Below are 25566 nucleotides of genomic sequence, written 5' to 3' on the forward strand. Positions count from 1 at the left end.
CGTCCCTCACCAACCCGTCGCCATCACATCGGCCTTGCGGCCCTTGCCGCGCAGCCGGAAGATCCCGCGCACCAGCGCGGGCGCCGCCACGAAGAGCACGATCAGCGCCTGCAGCACCTGCGTGAGCTCCGGCGGCACCCCGGCGGCGCCCTGCATGCTCAGGCCACCCGCCGACAGCGCGCCGAACAGCAGGCCGGCGAGCACGGTGCCCAGCGGCGTCGTGCGGCCGAGCAGCGCCACCGTGATCGCGTCGAAGCCGACGGTGCCCGCGACCTGGTCGGTCAGCGAGTCCTGGCGGCCGAGCACCGTCATGGTGGCGGCGAGGCCGGCCAGCACGCCGGCGAGCGTCATCGCCACGACGTACACCCGGGCGACGCTCATGCCCGCGGTCCGCGCGGCCTCGGGGTTCGCGCCCACCGCGCGCATCTCGAAGCCGAGGGTGCTGCGCTCGAGCAGCCACCACACGCCGAGGGCCGCGACCACCGCGAGGACGACACCGAGGTGGACGCCGGCGATGGTCGGGAACGCCGCGCTGTCGTCGACCGGCGGGGACAGCAGGTTGTCGCTGTCGGGGCGCTGGAGCGCCTCCTTGCCCAGGAAGTACAGCATCGTGAAGCGCGCGACGTAGTTGAGCATGATCGTGGTGATCACCTCGTGGGCGCCGGCCCGCGCCTTGAGGATGCCCGCGATCGCGCCCCACAGGCCGCCGGCGACCAGTGCGCCGGCGAGGGCGGCCAGCAGGTGGATGCCGGGCGGCAGGTCGAAGTGGAAGCCGATGAACCCGCCGACGAGCGCGCCGATCAGCATCTGGCCCTGCGCACCGATGTTGAACATGCCCGCCCGGAACGCCAGGCTCACGCCGAGGCCGGCGCAGATGAGCGGGGCGGCCCGCTCCAGGGTGCGGGTCCACGCGGTGCCCGAGCCGACCGAGCCGGTCAGCAGCGCCCGGTAGCCGTCCCAGACCGCCTGGCCGGCGTAGTTGAAGAAGTCCCACGGGTAGCTGAAGAAGTAGCTCAGCGACTCGATCACGCGGGGCGTGGAGAAGATGATCAGGATCGCGCCGACGAGCAGCGCGAGCACCACCGCGGCGATGCTCTCGGTGATCGTCGGCAGCCAGGCGGACAGGTCGCGCTTGCGCCCGGCCTGCTTCGCGCCGACGGGCACAGCGCCCTGGGTGGTCGTGCCCTGGCCCTGGTCACCCGCGGGGGGCGGGACGTCCGGGAGCCCGGGTCCGTTCGGGGTCTCGCTCATGCCGCACCTCCGTTCGCGGCTGCAGGGGTGGTGGCCCCGGCCATCATCAGTCCGATCTCCTCACGAGGGATGCTGGGGTCGACGGTGCCGACGATGCGGCCGTCGTACATGACCGCGATGCGGTCGGAGAGTGCGTAGATCTCATCGAGCTCGGTCGACACGATGATCACCGCGGTGCCGCGGTCGCGCTCGGCGACGATCCGCTGGTGGATGAACTCGATCGAGCCCACGTCCACGCCACGGGTCGGCTGGGAGGCGATGAGCACCTTCAGCGGCCGGGAGAACTCCCGGGCCACCACGACCTTCTGCTGGTTGCCGCCGGACAGGGACGCGACCGGCGTCTCCATGGTCTCGGTGCGGATGTCGAACTCCTCGATCCGGTGGCGCGCGTTCGCCTCGATGGCGTCGCGCCGCAGCACCGGGCCGCGGGAGAAGTCCTCGTGGCGGAAGAGGTCGAGCACGAGGTTCTCGCGGACGCTGAAGGAGCCGACGAAGCCGTCGTGGGAGCGGTCCTCGGGGATGTAGCCGATCCCCTCCTCCAGGCTCTGCCGCGGGCCGTGGCGGCTGATGTCGCGGCCGTCGACGAGGACCTGGCCGGCGTCGGGCCGCACCAGGCCGAGCAGGGACTTGATCAGCTCGGTCTGCCCGTTGCCCTGGACGCCGGCGATGCCGAGCACCTCGCCGCCGCGGGCCTCGAAGCTGACGTCCTTGACCACGAGGTGGCCGCGCGGGTCGACGACGCTGATGCCGCGTGCCTCGAGCACGACCTCGCCGGTCTGGGCGGAGTCCTTGTCGACGGTCAGCTTCACCGACCGGCCGACCATCAGCTCGGCGAGCTCGGCCTCGCTGGCCGAGGGCTGCGCGGTGCCGACCACCTTGCCGCGGCGGATCACGCTGATCCGGTCGCCGATGGCCTTGACCTCGCGCAGCTTGTGGGTGATGAAGATGATCGAGGTGCCCTGCTCCTTGAGCCCGCGCATGATGCCCATGAGCTCGTCGATCTCCTGCGGCGTCAGCACCGCGGTCGGCTCGTCGAGGATGAGCACCTTGGCGTCGTTGGCCAGGGCCTTGAGGATCTCCACGCGCTGCTGGACGCCCACGGGGAGGTCCTCGATGAGCGCGTCGGGGTCGACGGCCAGGCCGTAGCGGTCGGAGAGCTCGCGGACGAGCTTCGAGGCGGCGCGGCGGTCGAGCACGCCGGCGCCGCGGGTCTGCTCGCGGCCGAGCATGACGTTCTCGGCGACGGTGAAGACCGGGACCAGCATGAAGTGCTGGTGGACCATGCCGATGCCGGCGTCGATCGCCTCGCCCGGCGTGGTGAACGTGACCGGCTGCCCGTCGACCACGATCTCGCCCTCGGTGGGCTCGAGCAGGCCGTAGAGCATGTTCATCAAGGTGGACTTCCCGGCACCGTTCTCGCCGAGGAGGCAGTGGATCTCGCCGGGTTCGATCGTGAGATCGATGTGGTCGTTGGCGGTGAAGGCGCCGAACCGCTTGGTCAGCCCCTTGATCTCCAGCTTCATGGTCTCCTCGACTGCTCTACTGGTGGCGGCGCCTCGTTGCGCCGCCGGCCGCCTCGCCCCGGTCGGGGTTCAGGACGACCACACGAAGATAAGGGCAGGCCGGGGGTGGGATCGCCCCGCCCCGGGCCTGCCCCGGTGGTCCGCCCGACCCGCGCGTGGCGGGCCGGGCGGACCGATGTCACTTGACCGTGACGGTGATCTCGCCGTCGATGATCTGCTGCTTGAGCTCGTCGATCTTGCTGGCGAGCTCGTCGTCGACGTCAGCCTCGGGGCCGTACGGCGCCAGGCCGACGCCGTTGTTCTCCAGCGTGCCCAGGTAGGGCTCGTTGGTGAAGGTGCCCTCGGCGGACTCGAGGATGGCCTGCTCGACGGCGACGTCCATGGCCTTGACGACCGAGGTCAGCAGCACGTCGCAGTACTCGGCGGCCGACTCGCAGCCGTCGGTGTCGACCCAGATCGCCTTGACGTCGTTGTCCTGGGCGGCCTGCAGGCCACCGAGGCCGGCGGGGCCGGCGACCGGGAAGATCACGTCGGCACCCTGGGTGATCATCTCCTCGGCGGTGGACTGGCCGAGGGTCTTGTTCTCGAAGTCGTTCGTGAACGAGCCCTCCTCGGTCTCGGGGTTCCACCCGATGACCTGGACGTCGGCGCCCTCGTCCTCGTTGTACTTCTGGACGCCCTGGTAGAAGCCGTCCATGAAGATCGTGACGGTGGGGATGTTCACGCCACCGAAGGTGCCGACGGTGCCGGTCTCGGACTTCGCCGCGGCGAGGTAGCCCGCGAGGAAGGACGGCTCGGCGGTGTTGAAGGTCAGGCCCTTGACGTTGGGCAGCGGCTTCTCGTAGGAGGAGTCGACGATCGCGAAGTCGACGTCCTTGTTCTTCTTCGCCGCGGCCTCGGTGGCGTCAGCGAGGAGGAAGCCGACGGTCGTGACGATGTTGCAGCCCTGCTGCACCATCTCGTTGATGTTGTCGTTGAACTCCGAGGGAGCGTTGGACTCCACCTCGGCGGTCTGCACGCCGTAGTCCTCGGCGGCCATGGTCAGGCCGGCGTAGGAGGTCTGGTTGAACGACTTGTCGTCGAACCCGCCGGAGTCGGAGACGATGCAGGCCTTGAAGTCAGGGAACTGCTCGCTCGGGGCCTCGGAGGTGGCCTCGGTGGTCGGAGCCGACGAGGCGGGCTCGCTCGCGTTGTCGTCGCTGTCGCGCTCACCACACGCCGTCAGCGAGAGGGCCACCAGCCCGGCGACCATTGCCATACGCGCCGTCTTCTTCACGGCATCCCTCCTGGGGGTAACTCATTCGTGTCGCACGCCCCGGACGGGGCACCGGCACACCCTAAGTCCCCCAGGAGACGGCCCACGACCGATCCGGCCGGTCGTGTCCCGGTTGTTACCTGCGCCGTGACCGGATCGCGACCTCCGCGGGGAACGGCCCCGCCGGGCGGGCCTACCGGTCCGTAGCCACCGCGGCGGCCGCGGCCTCGGCGAGCACCCGCGCACCGATGCCGATCGCGCGCTCGTCGACCCTCAGGTCGCCCTGGTGCAGGTCGTAGGTCGGCCCGCCGGGCGTCCGCGTGCCCAGCCGCATCATCGCGCCGGGCACCTGGTCGAGATACCAGCCGAAGTCCTCCCCGCCGAGGCTCTGCGGCGCCACGACCTGGCCGCCGTCGCCGAGGACGTCGTGGACGGCGCGCGCCAGGATCCGGTTCGAGACCGGCTCGTTGACCACCGGCGGCACCCCGCGCTGGTAGTCCACCACCGCGGTCACGCCGTACGGCGCCACGATCTCGTGCACGACCTCGCGCACGATCCGCTCGCAGTCGGCCCAGGCGACCGCGTCGAGGATGCGGACCGTGCCCGCGAGCGCCCCCACGTCGGGGATGACGTTCGGCGCGGCGCCGGCGCGGACCATGCCCCACACGACCGACACCCCGGCCCGCGGGTCCATCCGCCGGCTCAGCACGGCGGGCAGCTCGGTGGTCACCTTGGCGAGCGCGAAGGTGAGGTCCCCGGTCAGGTGCGGGCGGCTGGTGTGCCCGCCGCGTCCCTCCAGGCGCACCTCGACCCGGTCGGCGGCGCTGGTGAGCGGGCCGAGCCGCAGCCCCACCTGGCCGACGTCGACGCCGGGGTCGCAGTGCAGGGCGAAGATGCGGTCCACGTCCTCGAGCACGCCGAGGCTCATCAGGTGCACCGCACCGCCGGGCATGACCTCCTCGGCGGGCTGGAAGAGCAGCCGCACCCGGCCACCCAGCAGCCCCTCCTCGTGGACCCGGGAGAGCGCGAGGGCCGCGCCCACCACCGCGGTGGTGTGCACGTCGTGCCCGCAGGCGTGGGCGACGTCGGGGACCGTGCTGCGCCACGGGTCGTCGGTGATGTCGTGGACCGGCAGGGCGTCGAGGTCGGCGCGGAGCGCGGCCACCGGCCCCCGCTCCCCCAGCTCGGCGACGACGCCGGACCGCGGCATCGCCGTCACCCGCCAGCCGGCCTCCTCGACGCGCGCGGCGACCAGGGCGCAGGTGCGCTCCTCGTGCCAGGACAGCTCGGGGTGGGCATGCAGGTCCCGGCGCAGGTCGACGAGCTCCGCCTCGTGCTTCTCGACGGCCTCGCGGATCAGGTCGTGCACGCGCGGGTCCCTGGTCATCAGGCCTCCCAGGTTAGACCCCGGCCCGAGCCGACCGGCCCACCCCGTCTCACGCGTCCGCCGACGCCCGCGCCTCCTCGACCCACGCCCGGACCCGCGCGGTCGGGACACGCAGCGCCCGCGCGACGTCCCCGACCGGGTAGCCCGCCTCGAGGACGGCGGCGACCGCGAAGTCCTGGGGGCCGGTGAAGCGGCGCCCGCCCAGCGGGGCCGCGGGATCCGCCGCGGGCACGCCGGCCCCGCCGACGTCCGGGCCGACGTGCGGGCCGACGTCCGGGCCGACGTGCGGGCCGACGTCCGGGCCGGCTTCCGGCTCCGCCTCGAACGTGGAGCCGGCCGCCCCGACGGGCGCCTGCGTCCGGGGCGGGGCGTACCCCGCCAGGGCCTCGCGCCCCCGGGCGACCAGGGCCTGCTCGAGCAGCCGCCGCAGCTCGCGCTGGCCGCGCCGCCGGCGGCGGACGAAGACCGTCCCGAACGCCGGCACGACCAGCACCAGCAGGCCCGGCAGCGCGCTGCCGTGCTCCTCGAGCCAGAGGACCGCGCGGGGGCGGTAGGACCATGCGCCGGTGGTGTCCCCCTGCTGCACCTCGGCCCCGTCTGCGTCGGCCACGGCCCCGGGCCCGCGGCCGGTCATCGCGTTGCCGTCGACGACCGCCCGGGCGTCCTCGCCGGCCACCCGCACCCCGGTGCCGGTACCGACGGCGATGTCGTTGCCGCGTACCTCGCCCGTGGAGTCGGTGAGGGAGACCCCCGTCGTGCGGGCCCTCACCGTCGAGCGCTCGACCCGGGCGCCGCTCACCTCCTCCACGACGATGCCGGTCGCGCCCTGCGAGCGGACCACCGACCGGTCGACGACCAGGCCGTCGGCCGGCCCGCGGACCGCGAGCGCGGTCCCGTCCGCGAGGAGGGTGCTGCGGTCGACCTGCAGCCCGTCGAGGCGCAGCACCAGCACCCCGCCGCCGTCGTTGTCGGCCACCAGGCTCCGGCGGAGGACGACGCCGGCGTAGTTGGTGGTGCTGTAGCCCGCGGAGTTCGGGCCGTCGGCGAGCGGCGAGCCGTCCACGAGCAGGCCGTAGCCCCCCGACCGGGTCAGCCGGGCGCGCTCGACGACGACGCGCGAGGCGCCGTTGCCGACCTTGATCGCCGCCCCGCCCGACCGGTCGACCGAGACGCCGGTCAGGCGCACCCGGTGCGAGCGGTTGGTGACCTCGACGCCGTCCCGCTCCACCGCGGTCACCTCGGTGCGCCGGACGACGCTGCGCTCGACACCGGAGAGGTAGAGCCCGATGTGCGACGCGCGCACCCGCACCCCGACCAGGTCCGCGGTGGCCGAGGTCTCCGGCGAGCCGGTCACGGCGAGCCCCCCGGTGCGGCCGCTCCAGTAGCCGAGGTGGTCGGTCTCGACGTCCGCGAGCCGCAGCCGGCCGTCCTTGACCAGCAGGTAGGCGCGACCGTCGGAGGTCTCCCGATCGGCCGCCTTCCGCCGGGGGTCCCACCCGACCAGCCGCAGCGGTCGCCCCGGGGCGCCGGACAGGGCCAGGTCCCCGCCCCAGGTGACCAGGCTGGCGTGCGCCCGGGCGCCGCTGTGCATCCGCAGGGTCGTGGCCGGCAGGTGCAGCGCCACGCGGGCACCGCGCCGCGCCACCACCGGCCGGACGAGCTCGACCACGCCCGGGCCCGTGCGGCGCAGCGCGCCGGCCGCCACCAGCGCGTCCACGCCGTACGCCGCGGGGCGCGGGCCGAGGACCACGGTCGCGCCGACGCGGGTCGTCCCCACGGCCGGGCCGAGGCTGACCGCTCGCAGCCGGGCGTCCTCGGCCGCGAGCACCGCGACCTCGGCCGGCACCTCGTCGAGCGCCGGCGCGGCCACCGGGGCCTCGTCCGCGGGGGCGGCCGGGTCGGGTGGCTCGATGTGCTGGCGGAGCACCGCCAGCCCGAGGACGATCCCGACCACCGCGACCAGGCAGACGGCGCGGATGAGCCGGCGCACCGCGACGTGGACGGTGTCGCCGCGCTCCGCGGCGGTCGGGGCGCTCACGTCGGTCACCTCGGTCACGTCGCTCACACCGGCGCCGGGGCCTTGGACAGGCTGGCCTCGCTCTGCCCCTCGCCCCCGATGGTGTCGGCCGAGCGGGTCAGCCAGCCCTGCTTGTTCATCGTGAAGAAGGCGTAGGTCTTGACCGGGCCGGCGATGAACAGGATCACCAGCGCCACCACGGGGAGGATCCAGACGTCCTCCGGTCGGCGCCACAGGTGCGACATCCCGCGGATCGCCCGGCCGACGAAGAGCCAGACCAGGGCCGCGGCGAGGGCGGTCCAGGGGTGGTCGGAGCGCACGGCGAGCGCGACGTAGGCGAGCGCGATCGTGCTGCTCACCGGGGTCAGCAGGATCTGCATCACCGTGACCTGCGAGATCAGCGGCACCCGGAAGATCCAGCCGTGCCGGATGGCGGTGAGGTAGCAGCGGTAGGAGTTGCGGCTCCACCGCACCCGCTGCTTGACGAAGGCCTTGAACGTGTCGGGGAACATCGACAGCGCTCGCGCACTGTCCTGGTGGGCGACCCGGTAGCCCTGGGAGATCGTCAGCCAGGTCATCCGGCCGTCGTCGCCGGCGATGCACTGCCGGCCGCGGAAGATCTCGTTCTCCAGCCGGTCGACCTGGGGCACGATCACCGCCGCCCGGTAGGCGCTGGTCCGCCCGGAGGCGCAGATGACGCCACCGAAGCGGCCCATGGCGGGGGCGTAGTCGTAGTAGCGCAGGTCGATGATCCAGTCCGCGACGCGGCGCCAGATGCTCGTCTTGGGCAGGTAGACGTTCTGCCGCGTGCTCACCGCACCGACGGCCGGGTCCGCGAACGGCATCTGGATCGCGTCGTGCATGCCGGCCTCCCACACGGTGTCGGAGTCGACGAAGATCACCAGCTCGGTGTCGACCATCCGCATCCCCACGCCGAGCGCGGAGCGCTTGCCGTTGTGCTTGAACATCACGACCTCGACCTCGGGCCGGCCGAGCGCCTCGATCCGCTCCTGCGCCTCGGTGTCGGCGAGGTCGAGCACGATGATGATCCGGGACGGCCCCTGCGCCAGCCACGTCTCCAGGCAGCGCAGCAGCACGTCGGGGTCCTCGCGGAAGGACGGGACGACCACGGTCGTCGTCGTCCGGAAGTCGTTGAGCACCGGCCGCGACGTCGCCGAGAGGAGCTTGCGGACCAGCCAGAACGTCCACGACACGATGCCGATCACGCCGAAGGGCACCAGCCACCCGGGCAGGTCGCGGACGTGCGGGAGCAGCTCCACGCGGACTCTCCCTCGTGCGGTGACGGGCGGGACGGACACGCCGCTGGAGCCGAGCCCCCCATCGGTGGCCCGACTGTAAAGGAATCGATGGGTCGCTGTGTCCCGTTCGGCCGCGCGGTGTCCCCGGCGCTGCCACGATGGCCCGGTGAGAGCCGCCCGGTCAGCAGCGCGGCTCGCCCTGGCCTCCCTCGCCCTCGGTCTCGTCGCCGGCACGGCGGGCTGCAGCGGGGGCCCAGCGGCCCCCGAGGGCGTCGGCGCCCCCACCGGGTGCGACGGCCCGCCCCGGATCGGCAGCAGCGCCGAGCTCCGCGTCGCCCTGGCCGAGGCGTCCCCCGGCGACGTGCTGGTGCTGGCCGAGGGCCGGTACGACGGCCGGTTCCGGGCCACGGTCTCCGGCACCGCCGAGCGGCCGGTGACGCTGTGCGGGCCGGCCGGCGCGGTGCTCGACGGCGGCAGCACGGGCGGGGGCTACACGCTCCACCTCGAGGAGGCGTCGTACTGGCGGCTCGTGGGGTTCTCGGTGACCGGTGCGCAGAAGGGCCTCGTGCTCGACGGCGCGTCGCACAACCGGGTCGTGGGGCTGCGGATCTCCGGCACCGGCCAGGAGGGTCTCCATCTGCGCACCGGCAGCAGCGACAACCTCGTCGCCCGCAACCGGGTCTGGGCCACCGGCCTGGTCGACCCCGGCTTCGGCGAGGGCGTCTACGTCGGGTCGGCCCGCTCGAACTGGTGCGAGCTCACCGACTGCGAGCCCGACCGCAGCGACGGCAACCGCGTCGTCGGCAACCGGGTGTGGGGCACCGGCGCGGAGGCGGTCGACATCAAGGAGGGCACCCGCGGCGGCGTGCTGCGCGGCAACCGGTTGCGGGGCGGCCGCGTGGTCGACTCGGTGGTCGACCTCAAGGGCAACGGCTGGGTGGTGGCCGGCAACCGCATCGTCGCCCCCACCGGGGACGGCGTGCAGGTCCACGTGGTGGCGCCCGGGTGGGGCCGCCGCAACGCGGTCCGCGCGAACGACGTCACCGCCCCGGCCGGCCTCGCCGTGGACGTGGTGGGCGCCGCCCGCGCCGCCGGCACCGTCGTGGCCTGCGACCAGGGGCCCCGCACCCCGACCGGGAGGGTCACCAATGTCGCGTGCCGATGAGCAGTCGCGTGTCGATGAGCACCGGGTCGCGGTCGTCGTCGAGGACGACCCCGACACCGCCCGCCTGCTGGAGGTGATCCTCACCCAGGCCGGGTTCGAGGTCCACGTGGCCGCCGACGGCCCCTCGGGGGTCGAGGCGGTACGCCGCCACCGGCCGGTGCTCACCACCGTCGACGTCTGGCTGCCGGGCATCGACGGGTTCGAGGTGACCCGCCAGGTCCGCACCTTCAGCGACACCTACCTGGTGATGGTCAGCGCGCTCGGCGGCGAGGACGACATCCTCGGCGGGTTCGAGGCCGGCGCCGACGACTACGTCCGCAAGCCGTTCCGCCCGCGCGAGCTGCGCGCCCGCGTCCTGGGCGTGATGCGCCGCCCGCCGGCCCGGATCCGCCCGGCCGCCCCGGTCGTCGCGCCGGCCGATCCTCCGTGGGCCGATCCCCCGTGGGCCGATCCCCCGTGGGCCGACCCGGCTGCGCCGGTGCCCGAGCCGTCCGCCGTGGTCCCCGAGCCGCCCGCTCCCCCGCCGCAGCCGGCCGGTCCGGTCGTCTTCGACGGTGCGCTGATCCGCTTCCGCGGGCTGCTCGTCGACCCGGGCGCGGGGACCGCGAGCGCCGACGGCCGCCTCCTGGCGCTGGACCGCATGCAGTTCGACCTGCTCGAGCTGCTGCTCTACTCCGGGGAGCATCCGAGCACCGCCGGGAGCCTCGCGCTGAGCCTGCGGGGCGAGCCCTACCAACCGGGCGCCGTGGTCGCGGAGTCCGACGAGGTGCTGGTGACCCAGGCGGTGCACGCGCTGCTGGCCGAGCTGGGCGACCACCGGCCGGACCCGCGGTGGATCGAGGTCCTGCCGGGCCCCCTCTTCCGGCTCGTGCCCCCGGCCTGATGACGCCTGACGCCCGGTCCGGCCCTCCGAGCCTGCCCGGCTCAGGCCGGCGCGGTCCGCCCCTGGTCGTACGCCGCGAGGATGCGGTCGGCGGCGACGGTCGCGGGCAGCTCGCCGGCGAGCACGGCGGCGCGGACCTCGTCGCGGACGGCGCGGACGGCGGGTGAGTGCCGCAACCGCTGGTCCAGCTCGTCGCGGACCATAGCCCAGGTGAAGTCGAGCTGCTGCTCGGCGCGCTTGCGGGCCAGCCCGTCGCCGCCGAGGTGCGCGCGGTGGGCGAGGACCCGCTCCCACAGGTCGTCGACGCCGACGTCGGTGAGGCCGGAGCAGGTGACCACCGGCGGGGCCCACTCCTCCATGCCGCGCACCATCCGCAGCGCGCCGGCCAGGTCGCGGGCGGCGACCCGCGCCTCGGCCTCGCGGTCGCCGTCGGCCTTGTTCACCGCGATCACGTCGGCGATCTCCAGGATGCCCTTCTTGATGCCCTGGAGCTGGTCGCCGGTGCGGGCGAGGGTGAGGAAGAGGAAGGTGTCGACCATCCCCGCGACGGTGACCTCGGACTGCCCGACGCCGACGGTCTCCACCAGCACCACGTCGTACGACGCCGCCTCGAGCACCGCCATCGCCTGCACCGTCGCGCGGGCGACGCCGCCGAGCGTGCCGGCGCTCGGCGAGGGCCGGATGAAGGCCTGCGGGTCGGTGGCCAGCCGGCCCATCCGGGTCTTGTCGCCCAGCACCGACCCGCCCGTGCGCACCGACGACGGGTCGACCGCCAGCACGCCGACCCGGTGCCCGGCCGAGGTCAGCCGGGTCCCGAGGGACTCGATGAAGGTGGACTTGCCGACCCCGGGCACCCCGGAGATGCCGACCCGGACGACCTCGCGGCCCCCGGCACCGTGGCCGCCGTCCGCGAGCGCGGTGAGCAGCTCGCGCGCCAGCTCGCGGTGCTGGGGCCGCGAGGACTCCACCAGCGTGATCGCCTGGGAGACCGCGGCCCGGCGGCCGGACCGGATCCCCTCGACGAGCGTGGGGACGTCCGGCCGCATCAGTGACCGAGCTGCTCGCGCAGCCGGGCCAGCAGGTCGAGCGCGGACTCCGCGATGACGGTGCCGGGCAGGAACACCGCGGCCGCCCCCGCCTCGAGCAGCGTCGGCACGTCGTCGGGCGGGATCACGCCTCCGATCACCATCATGATGTCGGACCTCCCCTGCTCGGCGAGCGCGTCGCGCAGCGCCGGCAGGAGCGTGAGGTGGCCCGCGGCGAGCGAGCTGACCCCGACGATGTGGACGTCGGCGTCGACCGCCTGCTGCGCGACCTCCTCGGGCGTGGAGAACAGCGGCCCCACGTCGACGTCGAAGCCCATGTCGGCGAAGGCCGAGACGATGACCTTCTGGCCGCGGTCGTGGCCGTCCTGGCCCATCTTGGCGACCAGGATGCGCGGGCGGCGGCCCTCGTTCTCCTCGAACTCCGCCGTCGCGGACAGGACCTGCTGGACCAGGGTGCCGTCGCCCTCGCCGGCGGTGTCGCGGTACACGCCGGAGATCGTACGGATCACGGCCTGGTGGCGGCCGTAGACCTTCTCCAGCGCCTCGGAGATCTCCCCGACGGTCGCCTTGGCGCGCGCCGCGTCGACGGCCAGCCCGAGCAGGTTGCCGTCGAGGCCCTGGCCCGCGCCGCGCTCGGCGCTGTTGGTGAGCGCCTCGAGCGCGCGGCGTACGGCGTCGTCGTCGCGCTCCGCGCGCAGCCGCTCGAGCTTGGCGACCTGCTGGCGGTAGACGTCGTCGTTGTCGACCTTGAGCACGTCGAGCTTGTCCTCGGCCGCGAGCCGGAAGGTGTTGACGCCGATGACCTTCTGCGCGCCGGAGTCGATCCGCGCCTGGGTGCGGGCCGCGGCCTCCTCGATGCGCATCTTCGGGATGCCCTGCTCGATCGCCTTGGCCATGCCGCCGGCCTGCTCGGCCTCCTGGATGTGGGCCCAGGCGCGCTCGGCGATGTCGTGGGTCAGCCGCTCGACGTAGTAGGAGCCGGCCCACGGGTCGATCGTCCCGGTGGTGCCGCTCTCCTGCTGCAGCAGGAGCTGGGTGTTGCGGGCGATCCGCGCGGAGAAGTCGGTCGGCAGCGCGATCGCCTCGTCCAGGGCGTTGGTGTGCAGCGACTGGGTGTGGCCCTGGGTCGCGGCCATCGCCTCGATCGCGGTCCGGCCGACGTTGTTGAAGACGTCCTGCGCCGTCAGCGACCAGCCGGAGGTCTGGGAGTGGGTCCGCAGGCTCAGCGACTTGGGGTTCTGCGGGTCGAACTGGCGCACCAGGCGCGACCACAGCGCGCGGGCGGCGCGCATCTTGGCGACCTCCATGTAGAAGTTCATGCCGATCGCCCAGAAGAAGCTCAGGCGGGGCGCGAACTGGTCGATGGTCAGCCCGCTCTCGAGGCCGGCGCGGATGTACTCCACGCCGTCGGCGAGGGTGTAGGCGAGCTCGAGGTCGGCGGTCGCCCCGGCCTCCTGCATGTGGTAGCCGGAGATCGAGATCGAGTTGAACCGCGGCATCCGCTGGCTGGTGAAGGCGAAGATGTCGGAGATGATCCGCATCGACGGCGCCGGCGGGTAGATGTAGGTGTTGCGGACCATGAACTCCTTGAGGATGTCGTTCTGGATGGTCCCCGCGAGCTGCTCCGGCTTCACCCCCTGCTCCTCGGCCGCGGCGATGTAGAGCGCGAGCACCGGCAGGACGGCGCCGTTCATGGTCATCGACACCGACATCGCATCGAGCGGGATGCCGTCGAAGAGGGTGCGGGTGTCGTAGATCGAGTCGATCGCCACGCCGGCCATCCCGACGTCGCCGCGCACGCGCGGGTGGTCGGAGTCGTAGCCGCGGTGGGTGGCCAGGTCGAAGGCGACCGAGAGGCCCTTCTGGCCGGCCGCGAGGTTGCGGCGGTAGAAGGCGTTGGACTCCTCGGCGGTGGAGAAGCCGGCGTACTGCCGGATCGTCCACGGCTGGGTGGTGTACATCGTCGGGTAGGGCCCGCGCAGGAACGGGCTCAGCCCGGGGAAGGTGCCGAGCGCGTCGAGGCCCTCGATGTCGGCGGCGGTGTAGACCGGCGCGATGTCGATGCCCTCGGGCGAGGTCCACGCCTCGGCGTCCGGGGTGGCGGACGGCGCGCCCGCGCCGCCCGCGAGCGGCAGGCCGGCGAAGCTCTTCGGGACGGTCACTGGAGCTGCTCCCTCGTACGGGTCAGGAACGCGAGGGCGTCGACGCCCATCGCGCAGGAGTCGTCGACGCCGTCGCGCGGCTTGCCGGCGACGATGACGTGGCGCGCGCCGGCCTCGCGCAGCGCGGGGACCAGCTGGTCGGCCCACTCGTCGTAGGTCGCGTCGGCGCCGGCGAGGCAGACGACCGGCGTGGTCGAGGCGTCGTACGCCGCCAGCACGTCGGCGACGCTCCCGGTCGGTCCGGCGACCTCGACGGCGATGCCGCCGGCGGCCAGCAGGTTGGTGGCGAAGGTCGCGCGGGCGGTGTGCGCCGCGACCGGGCCCAGCGTGGCGAGGAAGACCGGGCGGGCCGCCGGGGCGTCGCGCAGCTCCTCGAAGGCGGCGCCGTAGCGGCGGACCGCGGCGGCGGCCGGGTCGGGCGCGCGCTCGGGCAGTTGCTCGGCGAGGTGGGGGAACTCGGTGAGCCCGGTGATCGGCCGCTTGCGGGTGGCGATCTCGCGCTCGCGGCGGGCGACGGTCTCGGCGATCGCGTCGTCGAGGGAGGCGCCCTCCTCGAGCCGGCCCAGCACGTCCCACCCGGCCACGGCCAGGTCGTCGGTGAGCTTCTCCACGGCGTAGGAGCCGCCGGCCGGGTCGGCGACCTTGGCGACATGGGCCTCGTCGACCAGCAGGTGGGAGGTGTTGCGCGCGATCCGGCGACCGAAGAGGTCGGGGCGGCCCAGCGGGCTGTCGAACGGCAGGACCGTCACCGCGTCCGCTCCGCCGACGCCGGCCGAGAACGCGGCGACGGTGGTCCGCAGCATGTTCACGTAGGGGTCGTACTTGCTCATCATCGGCCGGCTGGTCACCACGTGCTGGCGCTGCGCGGGCAGCACGTCGGCAGGCACCTCGCTCAGCTCGAGCACGCGCGCCCACAGCCGGCGGGCGGCCCGCAGCTTGGCGATCGTGGGGAACTGCTCGTCGGTCGCGGCGTACCGGAACTCCACGAGGCGAGCGGCCTCGGCGACGTCGATCCCGGCCGCGCTCAGCACGCGCAGCACGCGGGCGCCCACCCACATCGAGTAGCCGAGCTCCTGGGCGTCGGAGGCGCCGAGGTCGTGGGCGACGGTGGCGTCGACGACGACGCCGAGCACCCCCTTCTCCCGCGCGAGGCGGGCGACGGCGACCAGGTCCTCCTCGGAGGCGCGGCCGTCGGCACCGAGGTTGGTGCCCTCGGCCGGGGTCGTCGCGCCGAGGTGGGCGAGGAAGGCCTCGGCCACCGCGACCGGCGCGGTCGGCGCGTCGAGGACGACGGGCGCGAGGTCGAGCAGCACGCCGGCGAGCAGCGCCGGGAGGTCGGTCGCCGCGTCGGCGGTCACCCACAGCGAGACGACGCCGCCGTCGAGGTCGACGAGCGCCTCCTCGTTGGCCTGCTTCGCCGGTACGCCGGTGCCGCCGAGGTGGGCGCGCACGTCCCACGGGCCGACGCGGGTGGGCCGCCCCTGGGTCTGCAGGCCCTCCAGCAGGGCGGGCGTGCCGAGCGGCGTCACCTCGATCCCGTCCAGCGTGGTGCGCGTCAGTCGGGACCAGACGGCTGCGTCGGGGTCGTCGTCCTGGAGCCGGCGGGACTTGCGCAGCACCGCGGCGGCGGCCTGCTCCCAGTCCTGGACCGTCCACCGGTCGCCGTCGCCGGCCAGGTCGAGGGTGCCCTGCTCCGGCTCGAGACCGGCCGGCTCGTCCAGGCCGCCCTCGACCGCGCCTTGGGGTTGCGTCATGGGGCGAACGATAAGGACCGTCACGTGACGGTGACCACCGAGTGTGACGTTTTCGACCCGCGCGACCCGGGCTCGTCGTTACGGTGCGCGACGTGAAGGTGACCGATCCCTCCGGCCAGACATGGCGGGTCAGCCGGCGGTGGGTGCCCTGGCGTCGGCGGATCCGGGGCGGCGTGGACTCCGTCCCGTCCGGCTTCTCCCTCGACGGTGACGACCTGCTGGGGATCGCCCTGCTCCTGGTCTCGCTGATCGTCGTCCCGCTGCTCGCCATCCTGGTGCTCGCCTGGGTCGAGCTGGTCCTGATCGTCGTGGTCCTCCCCTTCGCCGTCGCGTGGCGGCTCGTCCGCGGCCGGCACTGGTACGTCGAGGTCCGCCGCGGCTTCCGGCCGTGGTGGGAGGTCGACGCCGGCAGCTGGTCGGCGAGCCGCGAGCGGATCGCCGACGTCGCCGAGCAGATCCGCCGCGGCCAGACCCCCGCGCGCACCCTCGACGTCCCGGAGCTCGAGCACCCCTGACCCGCCGGCGACGCGGCGTACCGGCGCCTCGGCGTACCCGCCGGAGTGGCGCTCGCGACCGGGAGAACGACGACCCGGCGCGACCCGAAGTTCCTGACCGGTGGGTAACAAGGCATATGTCACACGCATCCCGGTCCGCAGACCCTGAGCCGAGAGGTAGCGTGACACCTCGTGGCAACCCCGACCCTCGTCAAGGGGGCGCGCGCGACGCGCTCCACCGTGGCGCTCAAGATCATCATGGCCGTCAGCGGCCTCGTCTTCATCGGCTACGTGCTCGCGCACATGTACGGCAACCTCAAGGCGTTCGCCGGCCACGACGCGTTCAACGACTACGCCGAGCACCTGCGGGAGTTCGGTGAGCCGATGCTCCCCCACGAGGGCTTCCTCTGGGTGATGCGTGTCGTGCTCGTCGTGGCGCTGGTGGCGCACGTCGCCGCGGCCGTCGCGCTGGCCCGCCGTGCGGCGAACGCCCGGACCGTGAAGTACCAGGTCAAGAAGAACAACCACTCCTCGGTCTCCTCGCGCACCATGCGCTGGGGCGGCGCCGCGCTGCTGCTGTTCCTCATCTGGCACCTGCTGAACTTCACCGTCCCGAAGGTGAACCCCGCCGGCGGCCCGACCGACGACGCCTACAACCTGATGATCGACTCCTTCGACATCTGGTGGATGACCCTCATCTACCTCCTGGCGATGCTCGCGCTCGGCTTCCACCTGCACCACGGGACGTTCAGCGCGATCCAGACCCTCGGCTTCACCAACACCGCCTCCTCCCGTGCCCGCGCCAAGCAGGCCGGCTGGGTGCTCGCGGTCGTGATCGCCGGCGGCTTCTCGCTGGTCCCCCTGTCCGTCCTCGCCGGCATCATCGAGAAGTAAGGAAGGCGCACCATGGCCTCCGCCCAGGGCACGACGCCCCTCAACCAGCCCTCCCAGCAGGTCTCCGACGACGCCCGCGGCTACTACACGCCCGGCGCCCCGCTCGTCGACCCGGTCGCCCCGACCGGCCCGATCGACCAGCGCTGGAGCCAGCGCAAGTTCGACAACCGCCTGGTCAACCCGGCCAACCGTCGCAAGCTCGACGTGATCATCGTCGGCACCGGCCTGGCCGGCGGCGCCGCCGCGGCCACGCTCGGCGAGGCCGGCTACAACGTGAAGTCCTTCTGCTACCAGGACTCCCCGCGCCGCGCGCACTCGATCGCCGCGCAGGGCGGCATCAACGCCGCCAAGAACTACAAGGAGGACGGCGACTCGACGTTCCGTCTCTTCTACGACACCGTCAAGGGCGGCGACTACCGCTCGCGGGAGTCGAACGTCTACCGCCTGGCCGAGGTCAGCGCCAACATCATCGACCAGTGCGTCGCGCAGGGCGTCCCCTTCGCCCGCGAGTACGGCGGCCTGCTCGACAACCGCTCCTTCGGCGGCGTGCAGGTCTCCCGCACGTTCTACGCCCGCGGCCAGACCGGCCAGCAGCTGCTGCTCGGCGCCTACCAGGCCATGGAGCGCCAGGTCGCGGCCGGCACGGTCGAGCAGTTCACCCGCCACGAGATGCTCGAGCTCGTCGTCGTCGACGGCAAGGCCCGCGGCATCATCGCCCGCGACATGGTGACCGGCGAGATCCAGACCCACCTCGCCGACGTCGTCGTCATCGCCTCCGGCGGCTACGGCAACGTCTTCTTCCTCTCCACCAACGCGATGGGCTCCAACGTCACCGCCACGTGGCGTGCGCACCGCAAGGGCGCCTACATGGCCAACCCCTGCTACACCCAGATCCACCCGACCTGCATCCCGGTCTCGGGCGCGCACCAGTCGAAGCTGACCCTGATGTCGGAGTCGCTGCGCAACGACGGCCGCATCTGGGTGCCGAAGAAGGCCGAGGACTGCGACAAGGACCCGCGCGACATCCCCGAGGAGGACCGCGACTACTACCTGGAGCGGATCTACCCCTCCTTCGGCAACCTGGTCCCCCGCGACATCGCCTCGCGCCAGGCGAAGAACATGTGCGACGAGGGCCGCGGCGTCGGTCCGGCGGTCACCGAGATCGGCCCCGACGGGTCCGAGCAGCAGGTCCGCCGCGGTGTCTACCTCGACTTCGCCGACGCGATCGGCCGGATGGGCCGCAAGGCCGTCGAGACCAAGTACGGCAACCTGTTCGACATGTACGCCCGGATCACGGGTGAGGACCCCTACGAGACGCCGATGCGGATCTACCCGGCGGTCCACTACGTGATGGGCGGCCTGTGGGTCGACTACCACCTGCAGTCCACGATCCCGGGCCTGTTCGTCACCGGCGAGGCCAACTTCTCCGACCACGGTGCGAACCGCCTCGGCGCGTCCGCGCTGATGCAGGGCCTGGCCGACGGCTACTTCGTCCTCCCGAACACCATCCGCGACTACCTCGCCGACGGCCCGTTCGAGAAGATCGACGAGTCCCACCCCGCGGTCGTCGAGGCCCGGACCGACGTCGAGCAGCGGATCGCGAAGTTCCTCTCCATCGGGGGCACCCGCAGCGCCGACTCCTTCCACAAGCAGCTCGGCAACATCATGTGGGAGTACTGCGGCATGGAGCGGAGCGAGGAGGGCCTGCGCAAGGCCATCGACCTCATCCGCGAGCTCAAGGCGGAGTTCTGGTCCAACCTGCGGGTCCTGGGCACCAACGAGAGCCTCAACCAGAGCCTGGAGAAGGCCGGCCGCGTCGCCGACTTCATCGAGCTCGGCGAGCTCATGTGCATCGACGCCCTCAACCGCCGCGAGTCCTGCGGCGGCCACTTCCGCGCCGAGTCCCAGACCGAGGACGGCGAGGCCCTGCGCCACGACGACGAGTTCGCCTACGTCGCGGCCTGGGAGTGGACCGGCGAGGACGGGGCCCCCGTCCTGCACAAGGAAGACCTGATCTACACGGCCATCGAGATGAAGCAGCGGAGCTACAAGTGAGACTCACCCTCAACATCTGGCGTCAGCGCGACGCGGCGTCGGCCGGGTCGATGCAGAAGTACGAGCTCGACGACGTCTCGGAGGACATGAGCTTCCTCGAGATGCTCGACGTGCTCAACGAGCAGCTCAACGAGAAGGGCGAGGAGCCGGTCGCCTTCGACTCCGACTGTCGCGAGGGCATCTGCGGCACCTGCGGGCTGATGATCAACGGCCAGGCGCACGGCCCGGAGGTCACCACGACCTGCCAGCTGCACATGCGCTCGTTCAAGGACGGCGACGACATCACCATCGAGCCGTGGCGCTCGGACGTCTTCCCGGTGCTGCGCGACCTGGTCGTCGACCGCGGCGCGTTCGACCGGATCATCCAGGCCGGCGGCTACATCTCGGCCAACACCGGCTCCGCCCCCGACGCCCACGCCGCTCCGGTGGAGAAGAAGAAGGCCGACCGCGCCTTCGACGTCGCCACCTGCATCGGCTGCGGCGCCTGCGTCGCGGCCTGCCCCAACGGCTCGGCCGCGCTGTTCACGGGTGCGAAGATCACCGCCCTCGGCGAGCTCCCCCAGGGCCAGCCCGAGCGCTACGACCGCGTCGTCAACATGGTCGGCCAGCACGACGCCGAGGGCTTCGGTGGCTGCACCAACATCGGCGAGTGCACCGCCGCCTGCCCCAAGGAGATCCCGCTCGACGTGATCTCCCAGCTCAACAAGGACCTGCGCACCGCCCTCAAGCAGGGTCGCTGATCCTCCGCTCCACGTTCGTACGAACGGCCCCTCCGGTCTCGGAGGGGCCGTTCGTGCGTCTGGGGGTGCAGGGGTCACCGGTTGACCGGGGACCCCTACGTACCACCACCCCCGCGCTACCGCCGCCGCAAGGCCTTCAGGCCCAGCCGGCCGAGCACGACGCCGATGACGACGTTGACCACGATGAGCACGGTGTGGGCGACCCAGTAGCCGGTGGGGCGGTCCTCGCCCTCGGCGTGGGCGCTCCAGAGGTTGCGGGTGAACATCGCGTAGGTGAGGAAGTTCCACACCGCGACCCCCACCAGCAGCCATCCGTGTCGTCGTTCGAGCTTCATCCTGTTCTCTTCCTCCTCAGCAGCGCGACCAGCCCGAGGGCGGCCGCTCCTCCGGCCGCGAACGGGGCGAGCGCGGCCCGGACGCCCGCGTGCTGCGCGTGCAGCTCGCGGTGCGTCGGCGTCCGCGGTCCCTGCACCGGGTCGGCCGGCTCCAGCACGCGCTGGGCGATCGCCGCGGGCGAGGTGTACGCGAACGCAGCCGAGTACAGCACGACCCGGGAGAAGTAGTTGATCCAGACCAGGAGGATCAGCGCGATGCCGAAGGCCTGGAAGGCCGGCTGCTCCTTGGTGGAGGCCAGGAGCACCCCGGAGAGCTGCTTGAGGGCCTCGAACCCGATCGCCCCCAGCAGCGCGGCCTGGAGCAGCGCGGAGCGCGGCAGGCGCGGCTGGGCGAGCAGCGCGTAGAGGGCGTAGAAGAGCACCGTGTTGGCGGCCAGGCCGAGCGCGACGGTGAGCAGCTTCACCAGCCAGCCGAGCTCCTGGTCGAGCCCCAGCCAGCCCAGGATGTCGACGGAGAAGCGCCCGACGAAGCCGGTCACGGCGACCGCGAGCAGCAGGACGGTGCCGATGACCACCAGCGTGAGGCCGTCGCGGAGCTTGCCGATGACGAAGTTGGGGTGCTCGCGCTGCGGCATCGCGAACACGGTCTGCAGCGCCGCCCGCATCGCCGAGAGCCAGCCGAGCCCGGAGTAGAGGACACCGGCGAGACCGAGGACCGCGGCCCACCCGCGGAACGTCCGGATCTGCTCCAGGGAGACCTGCCCCTCCTCCGGCCCCACGATGCCGGGCAGCACCGAGTCGATCGCGTCGCGCAGCGTGCGGTTGGCGTCGGGGTAGATCGCCGAGACCAGCCCGACGGTGAACAGCGACAGCGCCAGGATCGGGAAGAACGACAAGAACGCGAAGTACGTCACCGCGCCGGCCTGCTGCGAGGCCTGGGCGCTCCCGTAGTGCTCCTGCATCCGCACCAGGTGGTCCACGAAGGGCCGGCGCCGCCGTACGTCCTGCACGCGGCCGGTGACTCGGTCCTTCAGCGATGGCATGCCCCGCAGGTACCCACCCGGCCGGGGTGGCCGGGTCAGCCCTCGAGGGCGAAGTCGCGGCTGGGCTGCCAGCCGCGCGTCGCGTCGTGCACGTAGAGGTGGAAGTCCTCGACGAGGAACTCGCACTCGAAGTCCGCGAGGTCCTCGAAGGCCTGGTCCAGCTCCTCCTCGCCCAGGTGGTGGGCGATGGTGACGTGCGGGTGGTAGGGGTAGTCCAGCTCCACGTCGAGCGGTCCACGACGTACGGCGCCGGCCAGCTGCTCGCACTGGGAGATCCCCTCGACCAGCGAGACGAAGACCACCGGCGAGACCGGCCGGAAGGTGCCGGTGCCGCGCAGGTGGACCAGGAACGTCGGCTGGTGGGCCGCCACCGCCGCCAGGTGCTCCTCCACGACCCTCACGTCGCCCGCGGCGAGCTCGGTCGGCGGGACCAGCGTGATGTGCGTGGGGATCATCGTCGCGGTCTGGTCCCCGAGGGCGGTCCGGTAGTCCTGCAGCTCGCTGGCCCAGGGCTCCGGGATCGCCACGGCCACCCCGATCGTCGGCATCCCCCGACCCTACTGTCCGGCCGCGACGAAGCCGACCCGCTGGTAGACGTCGCGCAGCGTCGCCTCCGCCACCGCCCCAGCGGCCTCGGCACCCTGCTGGAGCACGGTCATCAGGTGGGCCTGGTCGTCGAGGAGCTCCAGGGTCCGCTCGCGGAACGGCGTCACGAAGTCGACGACGATCTCGGCGAGGTCCTTCTTCAGGTCGCCGTAGCCGCGGCCGGCGTACTCCTGCTCGAGGTCGCCGATGGCGGTGCCGGTGAGCGCGGAGTGGATGGTCAGCAGGTTGCTGACGCCGGGCTTCTCCTCGACGTCGAAGCGGATCTCCGAGCCGGAGTCGGTGACCGCCGAGCGGACCTTCTTCGCGCTGACCTTGGGGTCGTCGAGCATGTCGATGATCCCGGCCGGCGAGGAGGCCGACTTCGACATCTTGCGGGTCGGCTCCTGGAGGTCCGCGATCTTCGCGGTCGCCTTGAGGATGTAGGGCTCGGGCAGGCGGAAGGTCTTCTTGTAGCGGCTGTTGAAGCGCTGGGCGAGGTCGCGGGTCAGCTCGAGGTGCTGGCGCTGGTCCTCACCGACCGGCACGTAGTGCGGTCGGTAGAGCAGGATGTCGGCCGCCTGGAGCACGGGGTAGGTGAACAGCCCGACGCTGGCGGCGCCCTCCCCCTGCTTGGCCGACTTGTCCTTGAACTGCGTCATCCGGCGCGCCTCGCCGAAGCCGGTCAGGCACTGCAGGACCCAGCCCAGCTGGGCGTGCGCGGGCACCTGCGACTGGATGAAGATCGAGGACCGCGTCGGGTCGATGCCCATGGCGAGCAGCTGGGCCGCCGCGCGCAGCGACCGCTCGCGCAGCACCTTGGGGTCCTGCTCGACGGTGATCGCGTGCAGGTCGGCGATGAAGAAGAACGGCTGGTGGTCGCGCTGGAGGTCCACCCACTGCCGCAGGGCGCCCAGGTAGTTGCCGAAGTGGAACGAGTCGGCCGTCGGCTGGATCCCCGACAGCACCCGCGGGCGGGCGCCGCCGGACGCCGCGGTGGGCGCGGCGGTCTCAGGCTGGGTGGTGGTGGACATGGGGGCATTCTCCCCCGCGCGCGGCCCTTCGCGAGCACGGGGTCCGCCACCTCGCGCAGGTCCCGGGGCGAGGCACCGGCGGCGTGGCACCATGCCCCATGAGCAACGTGGCCGTCCTCGACCTCGGCGGGGGGCGCGCCGAGCTCCGGTTGCCGCCCGGGGCGCTCCCGGTGTTGACCGACCTGCGGGCGGTCGTGGCCGACGCGTTCACCGCCCCGGACCTCCACTGCCTGGCGGCGTACGTCGCCGTCGACTCCTGGGCCGAGCGCCGCCTGCTGCACGAGACCGGCTTCGCGCGCGACGGGGTGCTGCGCGACTGGCTCCCCGGGCCGGACGGCCGGCGGGCCGACGCCTGGGTCGGGACGGTGCTCCGCGACGACCCGCTCGAACCGCCGCACCCGTGGCCGGAGGTGCCCGAGCTCGAGGCGGGCGGCCTGCTGCTGCGGCCGTGGCGCGACGCCGACGTCCCGCGGATCGTCGAGGGCTGCGCCGACGCGGAGAGCCAGCACTGGCTCGGGCAGATGCCGGCGGCGTACACCTCCGACGCCGCGCGGGCCTGGCTGCAGGACAGCGCCGAGCGGGTCGCCGAGGGCACCGCGATGAACTGGGCGGTCGTCGACCCGGGCGACCCCGACGGGCCCGACCTGGCGCTCGGCTCGGTCGGCTGGTTCGACCTGACCGCCGACGTGGACTGCGAGGTCGGCTACTGGACCCACCCCGACGCGCGCGGCCGCGGCGTCGCGCGACGGGCGACCGAGGCGGTCGTGGCCCACGCGTTCGGCACGCTCGGGGTGCGCCGGGTCCGGGCGTTCGCGGCGGTCGACAACGTCGCCTCGCGGCGGGTGATCGAGGCGTGCGGGTTCGAGCTCTACGGCATCGAGCGGCTCGGCGCGTGGGTGCGCGACGGGCACGTCGACATGGCGCTCTACGACCGGATGGGTTCCCCGGCGACCACGGCCTGACCCCGGCGGTGGCTGACCGCCGACCACAGCAGGATCGCCACGCCCAGCACCGACAGGCCGGCGCCGACGAGCGCCGGCGCCCGGTAGCCGAGCCCGGCCGCGATGACCAGGCCGCCGAGCCAGGCGCCGAGCGCGTTGGCGAGGTTGAGCGCGGCGTGGTTCATCGCCGCGCCGAGCGTGACGGCGTTGCCGGCGACGTCCATCAGCCGCACCTGGAGGTTGGTGACCAGGACCGACCCGATCACCGTGATCGCGAAGACCACCGGCAGCAGCCACCACCCGAAGGGCGCGACCAGCCAGAACACCAGCATGACGAGCGCCGAGCCGATGCCGGACCAGATCAGCGAGCGGAAGACCGACCACGCGGCCAGCTCGCCGCCCAGCCAGGTGCCGGCGACCATGCCGAGGCCGAAGGCCAGCAGGAAGAACGGCACCGTGCCGCTGCCCAGCCCGCTCACGTCGGTGACCGTGGTGGCGATGTAGGAGTAGACCGCGAACATGCCGCCGAAGCCGATCGCGCCGGCCGCCATCGTCAGCCACACCTGCCGGTTGGAGAAGAAGTCGCGGGCCTCCTTGCGGCCGGTCGCCTCCTTGTCGCCGGGCACCGAGGGCACGAAGGCGAGGATCAGCAGCATGGTCAGCCCGGCGATCACGGCGGTGATCAGGTACGCCGCCCGCCAGCCGAGGTGCTGGCCGACCCACGTCGCCGCCGGCACGCCGACCACGTTGGCCACGCTGAGGCCGAGCATCACGCTCGCGACCGCCCGGCCACGCTTCGCGGGCGTGGTCAGGTTGGCCGCGACCAGGCTGGCCACGCCGAAGTAGGCCCCGTGGGGCAGGCCGTCGAGGAAGCGGGCGACGGTGAGCATCCCGTAGCCGGTCGCGGCGGCGCTGAGCAGGTTGAACACGGCGTACGCCGCCATCAGCCCGACGAGCAGCCCGCGCCGGGGCAGCCGGGCCGCGAAGAAGGACAGGATCGGCACGCCGACGACCACGCCGAGGGCGTAGGCGGAGATGACGTGACCGGCGGTCGGCTCGGAGACCCCGATCCCCTCGGCGATCTGCGGGAGCAGGCCCATCGTCACGAACTCGGTCGTGCCGATCGCGAAGCCGCCGACCGCGAGCGCGAGCACCGCCAGCACGAACCGGCGTCCCCCGGCGGGGGTGGCGACATCGACAGGGCGCGCGGAGGAAGGCGCGGTGGAGGTCATGAGGCCTTCCGGGTCGGGGGCGTGCCTCATGCTCCAACCGGTCGCGGGCGGCGACCTATTCCGCGCCGGGTCAGCAGAGGTTCGTGATCTCCCCGACAGCGCCGTCGAGCTGCCGCTCGGCCTCGTCGACCGCGACGTCGTCGACGCGGGTGCCCGCGGCGGCGTCCCGTGCCTCGGCGAGCAGCCGGTCGACGGCCTTCCCGGCGCGGTCGACCTGCTGCCGGGCCTCGCCGCCGAGACCCCGCTCGGCGGCGTCCAGCACGCCGCGGACCGCCCGCAGCTCCCGCCGGGCGGCCTCGGGGTCGGCCCGGAGGTCGGCGACCGCGTCGCGGACCCGGCGCTCGGCCTCGTCCATCGCCTGGCGCGCCGCCGCGCACCCCGCGTCCCGCGCGGCGCCGCGCACGGCCTCCTCGGCCTCGGCGCAGCCGGTCAGCAGGGTGGCGACCAGGGCCGAGGACACGAGGAGGGAGCGCACGCCGGGGGAACGAGCGGGCCCGGCCCCGGGTTCCCCGGC

Annotated in this window: 22 protein-coding genes; 7 read left to right on the plus strand and 15 right to left on the minus strand. The window is 73.1% G+C overall.

Annotated elements, in window-relative coordinates; translation table 11 throughout:
* Nucleotides 1–6: 6 nt before the first annotated feature.
* The 6 genes from HPC71_RS16725 to HPC71_RS16750 form a co-directional block, all read right to left on the minus strand.
* Nucleotides 7–1251: an ABC transporter permease gene (locus tag HPC71_RS16725; RefSeq protein ID WP_154614691.1), complete on the minus strand. Its 1245-nt coding sequence runs from the start codon at nt 1249–1251 to the stop codon at nt 7–9.
* Nucleotides 1248–2774, minus strand: a complete 1527-nt coding sequence (locus HPC71_RS16730; protein WP_154614690.1) for an ABC transporter ATP-binding protein — start codon at nt 2772–2774, stop codon at nt 1248–1250. The genes HPC71_RS16725 and HPC71_RS16730 overlap by 4 nt, the downstream gene beginning before the upstream one ends.
* Nucleotides 2775–2952: 178 nt before the next feature.
* Nucleotides 2953–4032: a BMP family lipoprotein gene (locus HPC71_RS16735; RefSeq protein ID WP_154614874.1), complete on the minus strand. Its 1080-nt coding sequence runs from the start codon at nt 4030–4032 to the stop codon at nt 2953–2955.
* Nucleotides 4033–4222: 190 nt separating this feature from the next.
* Nucleotides 4223–5416, minus strand: coding sequence for an amidohydrolase (locus tag HPC71_RS16740; protein ID WP_154614689.1), 1194 nt, complete (start codon nt 5414–5416; stop codon nt 4223–4225).
* Nucleotides 5417–5465: 49 nt separating this feature from the next.
* Nucleotides 5466–7454 carry a right-handed parallel beta-helix repeat-containing protein gene (locus tag HPC71_RS16745; RefSeq protein ID WP_154614688.1) on the minus strand — a complete coding sequence of 663 codons (1989 nt, stop codon included), beginning with the start codon at nt 7452–7454 and terminating at the stop codon, nt 5466–5468.
* A gap of 23 nt (nt 7455–7477) precedes the next feature.
* Nucleotides 7478–8713 carry a glycosyltransferase gene (locus HPC71_RS16750; RefSeq protein WP_216656443.1) on the minus strand — a complete coding sequence of 412 codons (1236 nt, stop codon included), beginning with the start codon at nt 8711–8713 and terminating at the stop codon, nt 7478–7480.
* 145 nt (nt 8714–8858) lie between these two features.
* Here HPC71_RS16750 and HPC71_RS16755 point away from each other — a divergent pair, with 145 nt between their 5' ends.
* Both HPC71_RS16755 and HPC71_RS20960 read left to right on the plus strand, forming a co-directional pair.
* A complete protein-coding gene (locus HPC71_RS16755) occupies nt 8859–9857 on the plus strand; it encodes a right-handed parallel beta-helix repeat-containing protein (RefSeq protein WP_154614687.1) in 999 nt (332 codons plus the stop codon).
* Nucleotides 9841–10740 carry a response regulator gene (locus tag HPC71_RS20960; RefSeq protein ID WP_195849513.1) on the plus strand — a complete coding sequence of 300 codons (900 nt, stop codon included), beginning with the start codon at nt 9841–9843 and terminating at the stop codon, nt 10738–10740. Before HPC71_RS16755 ends, HPC71_RS20960 begins: the two co-directional genes overlap by 17 nt.
* A 41-nt stretch (nt 10741–10781) precedes the next feature.
* On the opposite strand, the gene meaB is transcribed toward HPC71_RS20960, so the two are convergent.
* The 3 genes from meaB to HPC71_RS16775 are packed head-to-tail and all read right to left on the minus strand — an operon-like array spanning nt 10782 to nt 15702.
* Entirely contained in the window at nt 10782–11786 is a 1005-nt protein-coding gene (meaB, locus tag HPC71_RS16765) for a methylmalonyl Co-A mutase-associated GTPase MeaB (RefSeq protein WP_154614686.1), read from the minus strand.
* Entirely contained in the window at nt 11786–13948 is a 2163-nt protein-coding gene (gene scpA, locus HPC71_RS16770) for a methylmalonyl-CoA mutase (protein ID WP_171896951.1), read from the minus strand. Before scpA ends, meaB begins: the two co-directional genes overlap by 1 nt.
* Nucleotides 13945–15702, minus strand: coding sequence for a methylmalonyl-CoA mutase family protein (locus HPC71_RS16775; protein WP_154614685.1), 1758 nt, complete (start codon nt 15700–15702; stop codon nt 13945–13947). The genes scpA and HPC71_RS16775 overlap by 4 nt, the downstream gene beginning before the upstream one ends.
* Before the next feature lie 92 nt (nt 15703–15794).
* Between HPC71_RS16775 and HPC71_RS16780 the strand changes: the two genes are divergently transcribed.
* The 4 genes from HPC71_RS16780 (at nt 15795) to HPC71_RS16795 (ending at nt 19885) form a co-directional block, all read left to right on the plus strand.
* Entirely contained in the window at nt 15795–16217 is a 423-nt protein-coding gene (locus HPC71_RS16780) for a hypothetical protein (RefSeq protein ID WP_154614684.1), read from the plus strand.
* Between the two features lie 171 nt (nt 16218–16388).
* The gene (locus HPC71_RS16785; RefSeq protein ID WP_171896952.1) at nt 16389–17090 is read left to right on the plus strand and encodes a succinate dehydrogenase cytochrome b subunit; all 702 of its coding nucleotides are present in this window, start codon (nt 16389–16391) and stop codon (nt 17088–17090) included.
* A 12-nt stretch (nt 17091–17102) separates the two neighbouring features.
* The gene (locus HPC71_RS16790) at nt 17103–19145 is read left to right on the plus strand and encodes a fumarate reductase/succinate dehydrogenase flavoprotein subunit (protein WP_154614683.1); all 2043 of its coding nucleotides are present in this window, start codon (nt 17103–17105) and stop codon (nt 19143–19145) included.
* The gene (locus tag HPC71_RS16795; RefSeq protein WP_171896953.1) at nt 19142–19885 is read left to right on the plus strand and encodes a succinate dehydrogenase/fumarate reductase iron-sulfur subunit; all 744 of its coding nucleotides are present in this window, start codon (nt 19142–19144) and stop codon (nt 19883–19885) included. The genes HPC71_RS16790 and HPC71_RS16795 overlap by 4 nt, the downstream gene beginning before the upstream one ends.
* A 116-nt stretch (nt 19886–20001) precedes the next feature.
* Here HPC71_RS16795 and HPC71_RS16800 read toward each other — a convergent pair whose 3' ends face one another.
* The 4 genes from HPC71_RS16800 to trpS are packed head-to-tail and all read right to left on the minus strand — an operon-like array spanning nt 20002 to nt 22879.
* Nucleotides 20002–20220 carry an SCO4848 family membrane protein gene (locus HPC71_RS16800; RefSeq protein ID WP_154614682.1) on the minus strand — a complete coding sequence of 73 codons (219 nt, stop codon included), beginning with the start codon at nt 20218–20220 and terminating at the stop codon, nt 20002–20004.
* Nucleotides 20217–21263, minus strand: a complete 1047-nt coding sequence (locus HPC71_RS16805; protein WP_154614681.1) for a YihY/virulence factor BrkB family protein — start codon at nt 21261–21263, stop codon at nt 20217–20219. Before HPC71_RS16805 ends, HPC71_RS16800 begins: the two co-directional genes overlap by 4 nt.
* A gap of 35 nt (nt 21264–21298) precedes the next feature.
* The gene (locus HPC71_RS16810) at nt 21299–21811 is read right to left on the minus strand and encodes a 2'-5' RNA ligase family protein (RefSeq protein ID WP_154614680.1); all 513 of its coding nucleotides are present in this window, start codon (nt 21809–21811) and stop codon (nt 21299–21301) included.
* Nucleotides 21812–21820: 9 nt separating this feature from the next.
* A complete protein-coding gene (gene trpS, locus HPC71_RS16815) occupies nt 21821–22879 on the minus strand; it encodes a tryptophan--tRNA ligase (protein WP_154614679.1) in 1059 nt (352 codons plus the stop codon).
* Nucleotides 22880–22977: 98 nt separating this feature from the next.
* Between trpS and HPC71_RS16820 the strand changes: the two genes are divergently transcribed.
* Nucleotides 22978–23841, plus strand: coding sequence for a GNAT family N-acetyltransferase (locus tag HPC71_RS16820; protein ID WP_154614678.1), 864 nt, complete (start codon nt 22978–22980; stop codon nt 23839–23841).
* On the opposite strand, the gene HPC71_RS16825 is transcribed toward HPC71_RS16820, so the two are convergent.
* A complete protein-coding gene (locus HPC71_RS16825; protein ID WP_154614677.1) occupies nt 23805–25052 on the minus strand; it encodes an MFS transporter in 1248 nt (415 codons plus the stop codon). The genes HPC71_RS16820 and HPC71_RS16825 overlap by 37 nt on opposite strands.
* 70 nt (nt 25053–25122) lie before the next feature.
* Entirely contained in the window at nt 25123–25527 is a 405-nt protein-coding gene (locus HPC71_RS16830) for a hypothetical protein (RefSeq protein WP_154614676.1), read from the minus strand.
* Nucleotides 25528–25566: the final 39 nt, after the last annotated feature.

The organism is Nocardioides marmotae (assembly GCF_013177455.1).
Lineage (GTDB): Bacteria > Actinomycetota > Actinomycetes > Propionibacteriales > Nocardioidaceae > Nocardioides > Nocardioides marmotae.

Bases quoted from the DNA above. Each gene is read 5' to 3' on its own strand.
- HPC71_RS16725 (WP_154614691.1), bottom strand. From the start codon at position 1,251: ATGAGCGAGACCCCGAACGGACCCGGGCTCCCGGACGTCCCGCCCCCC.
- HPC71_RS16805 (WP_154614681.1), bottom strand. From the start codon at position 21,263: ATGCCATCGCTGAAGGACCGAGTCACCGGCCGCGTGCAGGACGTACGG.
- HPC71_RS16800 (WP_154614682.1), bottom strand. From the start codon at position 20,220: ATGAAGCTCGAACGACGACACGGATGGCTGCTGGTGGGGGTCGCGGTG.
- HPC71_RS16810 (WP_154614680.1), bottom strand. From the start codon at position 21,811: ATGCCGACGATCGGGGTGGCCGTGGCGATCCCGGAGCCCTGGGCCAGC.
- trpS (WP_154614679.1), bottom strand. From the start codon at position 22,879: ATGTCCACCACCACCCAGCCTGAGACCGCCGCGCCCACCGCGGCGTCC.
- HPC71_RS16730 (WP_154614690.1), bottom strand. From the start codon at position 2,774: ATGAAGCTGGAGATCAAGGGGCTGACCAAGCGGTTCGGCGCCTTCACC.
- HPC71_RS20960 (WP_195849513.1), top strand. From the start codon at position 9,841: ATGTCGCGTGCCGATGAGCAGTCGCGTGTCGATGAGCACCGGGTCGCG.
- HPC71_RS16740 (WP_154614689.1), bottom strand. From the start codon at position 5,416: ATGACCAGGGACCCGCGCGTGCACGACCTGATCCGCGAGGCCGTCGAG.
- HPC71_RS16825 (WP_154614677.1), bottom strand. From the start codon at position 25,052: ATGACCTCCACCGCGCCTTCCTCCGCGCGCCCTGTCGATGTCGCCACC.
- HPC71_RS16775 (WP_154614685.1), bottom strand. From the start codon at position 15,702: ATGACGCAACCCCAAGGCGCGGTCGAGGGCGGCCTGGACGAGCCGGCC.
- HPC71_RS16790 (WP_154614683.1), top strand. From the start codon at position 17,103: ATGGCCTCCGCCCAGGGCACGACGCCCCTCAACCAGCCCTCCCAGCAG.
- HPC71_RS16820 (WP_154614678.1), top strand. From the start codon at position 22,978: ATGAGCAACGTGGCCGTCCTCGACCTCGGCGGGGGGCGCGCCGAGCTC.
- HPC71_RS16735 (WP_154614874.1), bottom strand. From the start codon at position 4,032: ATGGCAATGGTCGCCGGGCTGGTGGCCCTCTCGCTGACGGCGTGTGGT.
- meaB (WP_154614686.1), bottom strand. From the start codon at position 11,786: ATGCGGCCGGACGTCCCCACGCTCGTCGAGGGGATCCGGTCCGGCCGC.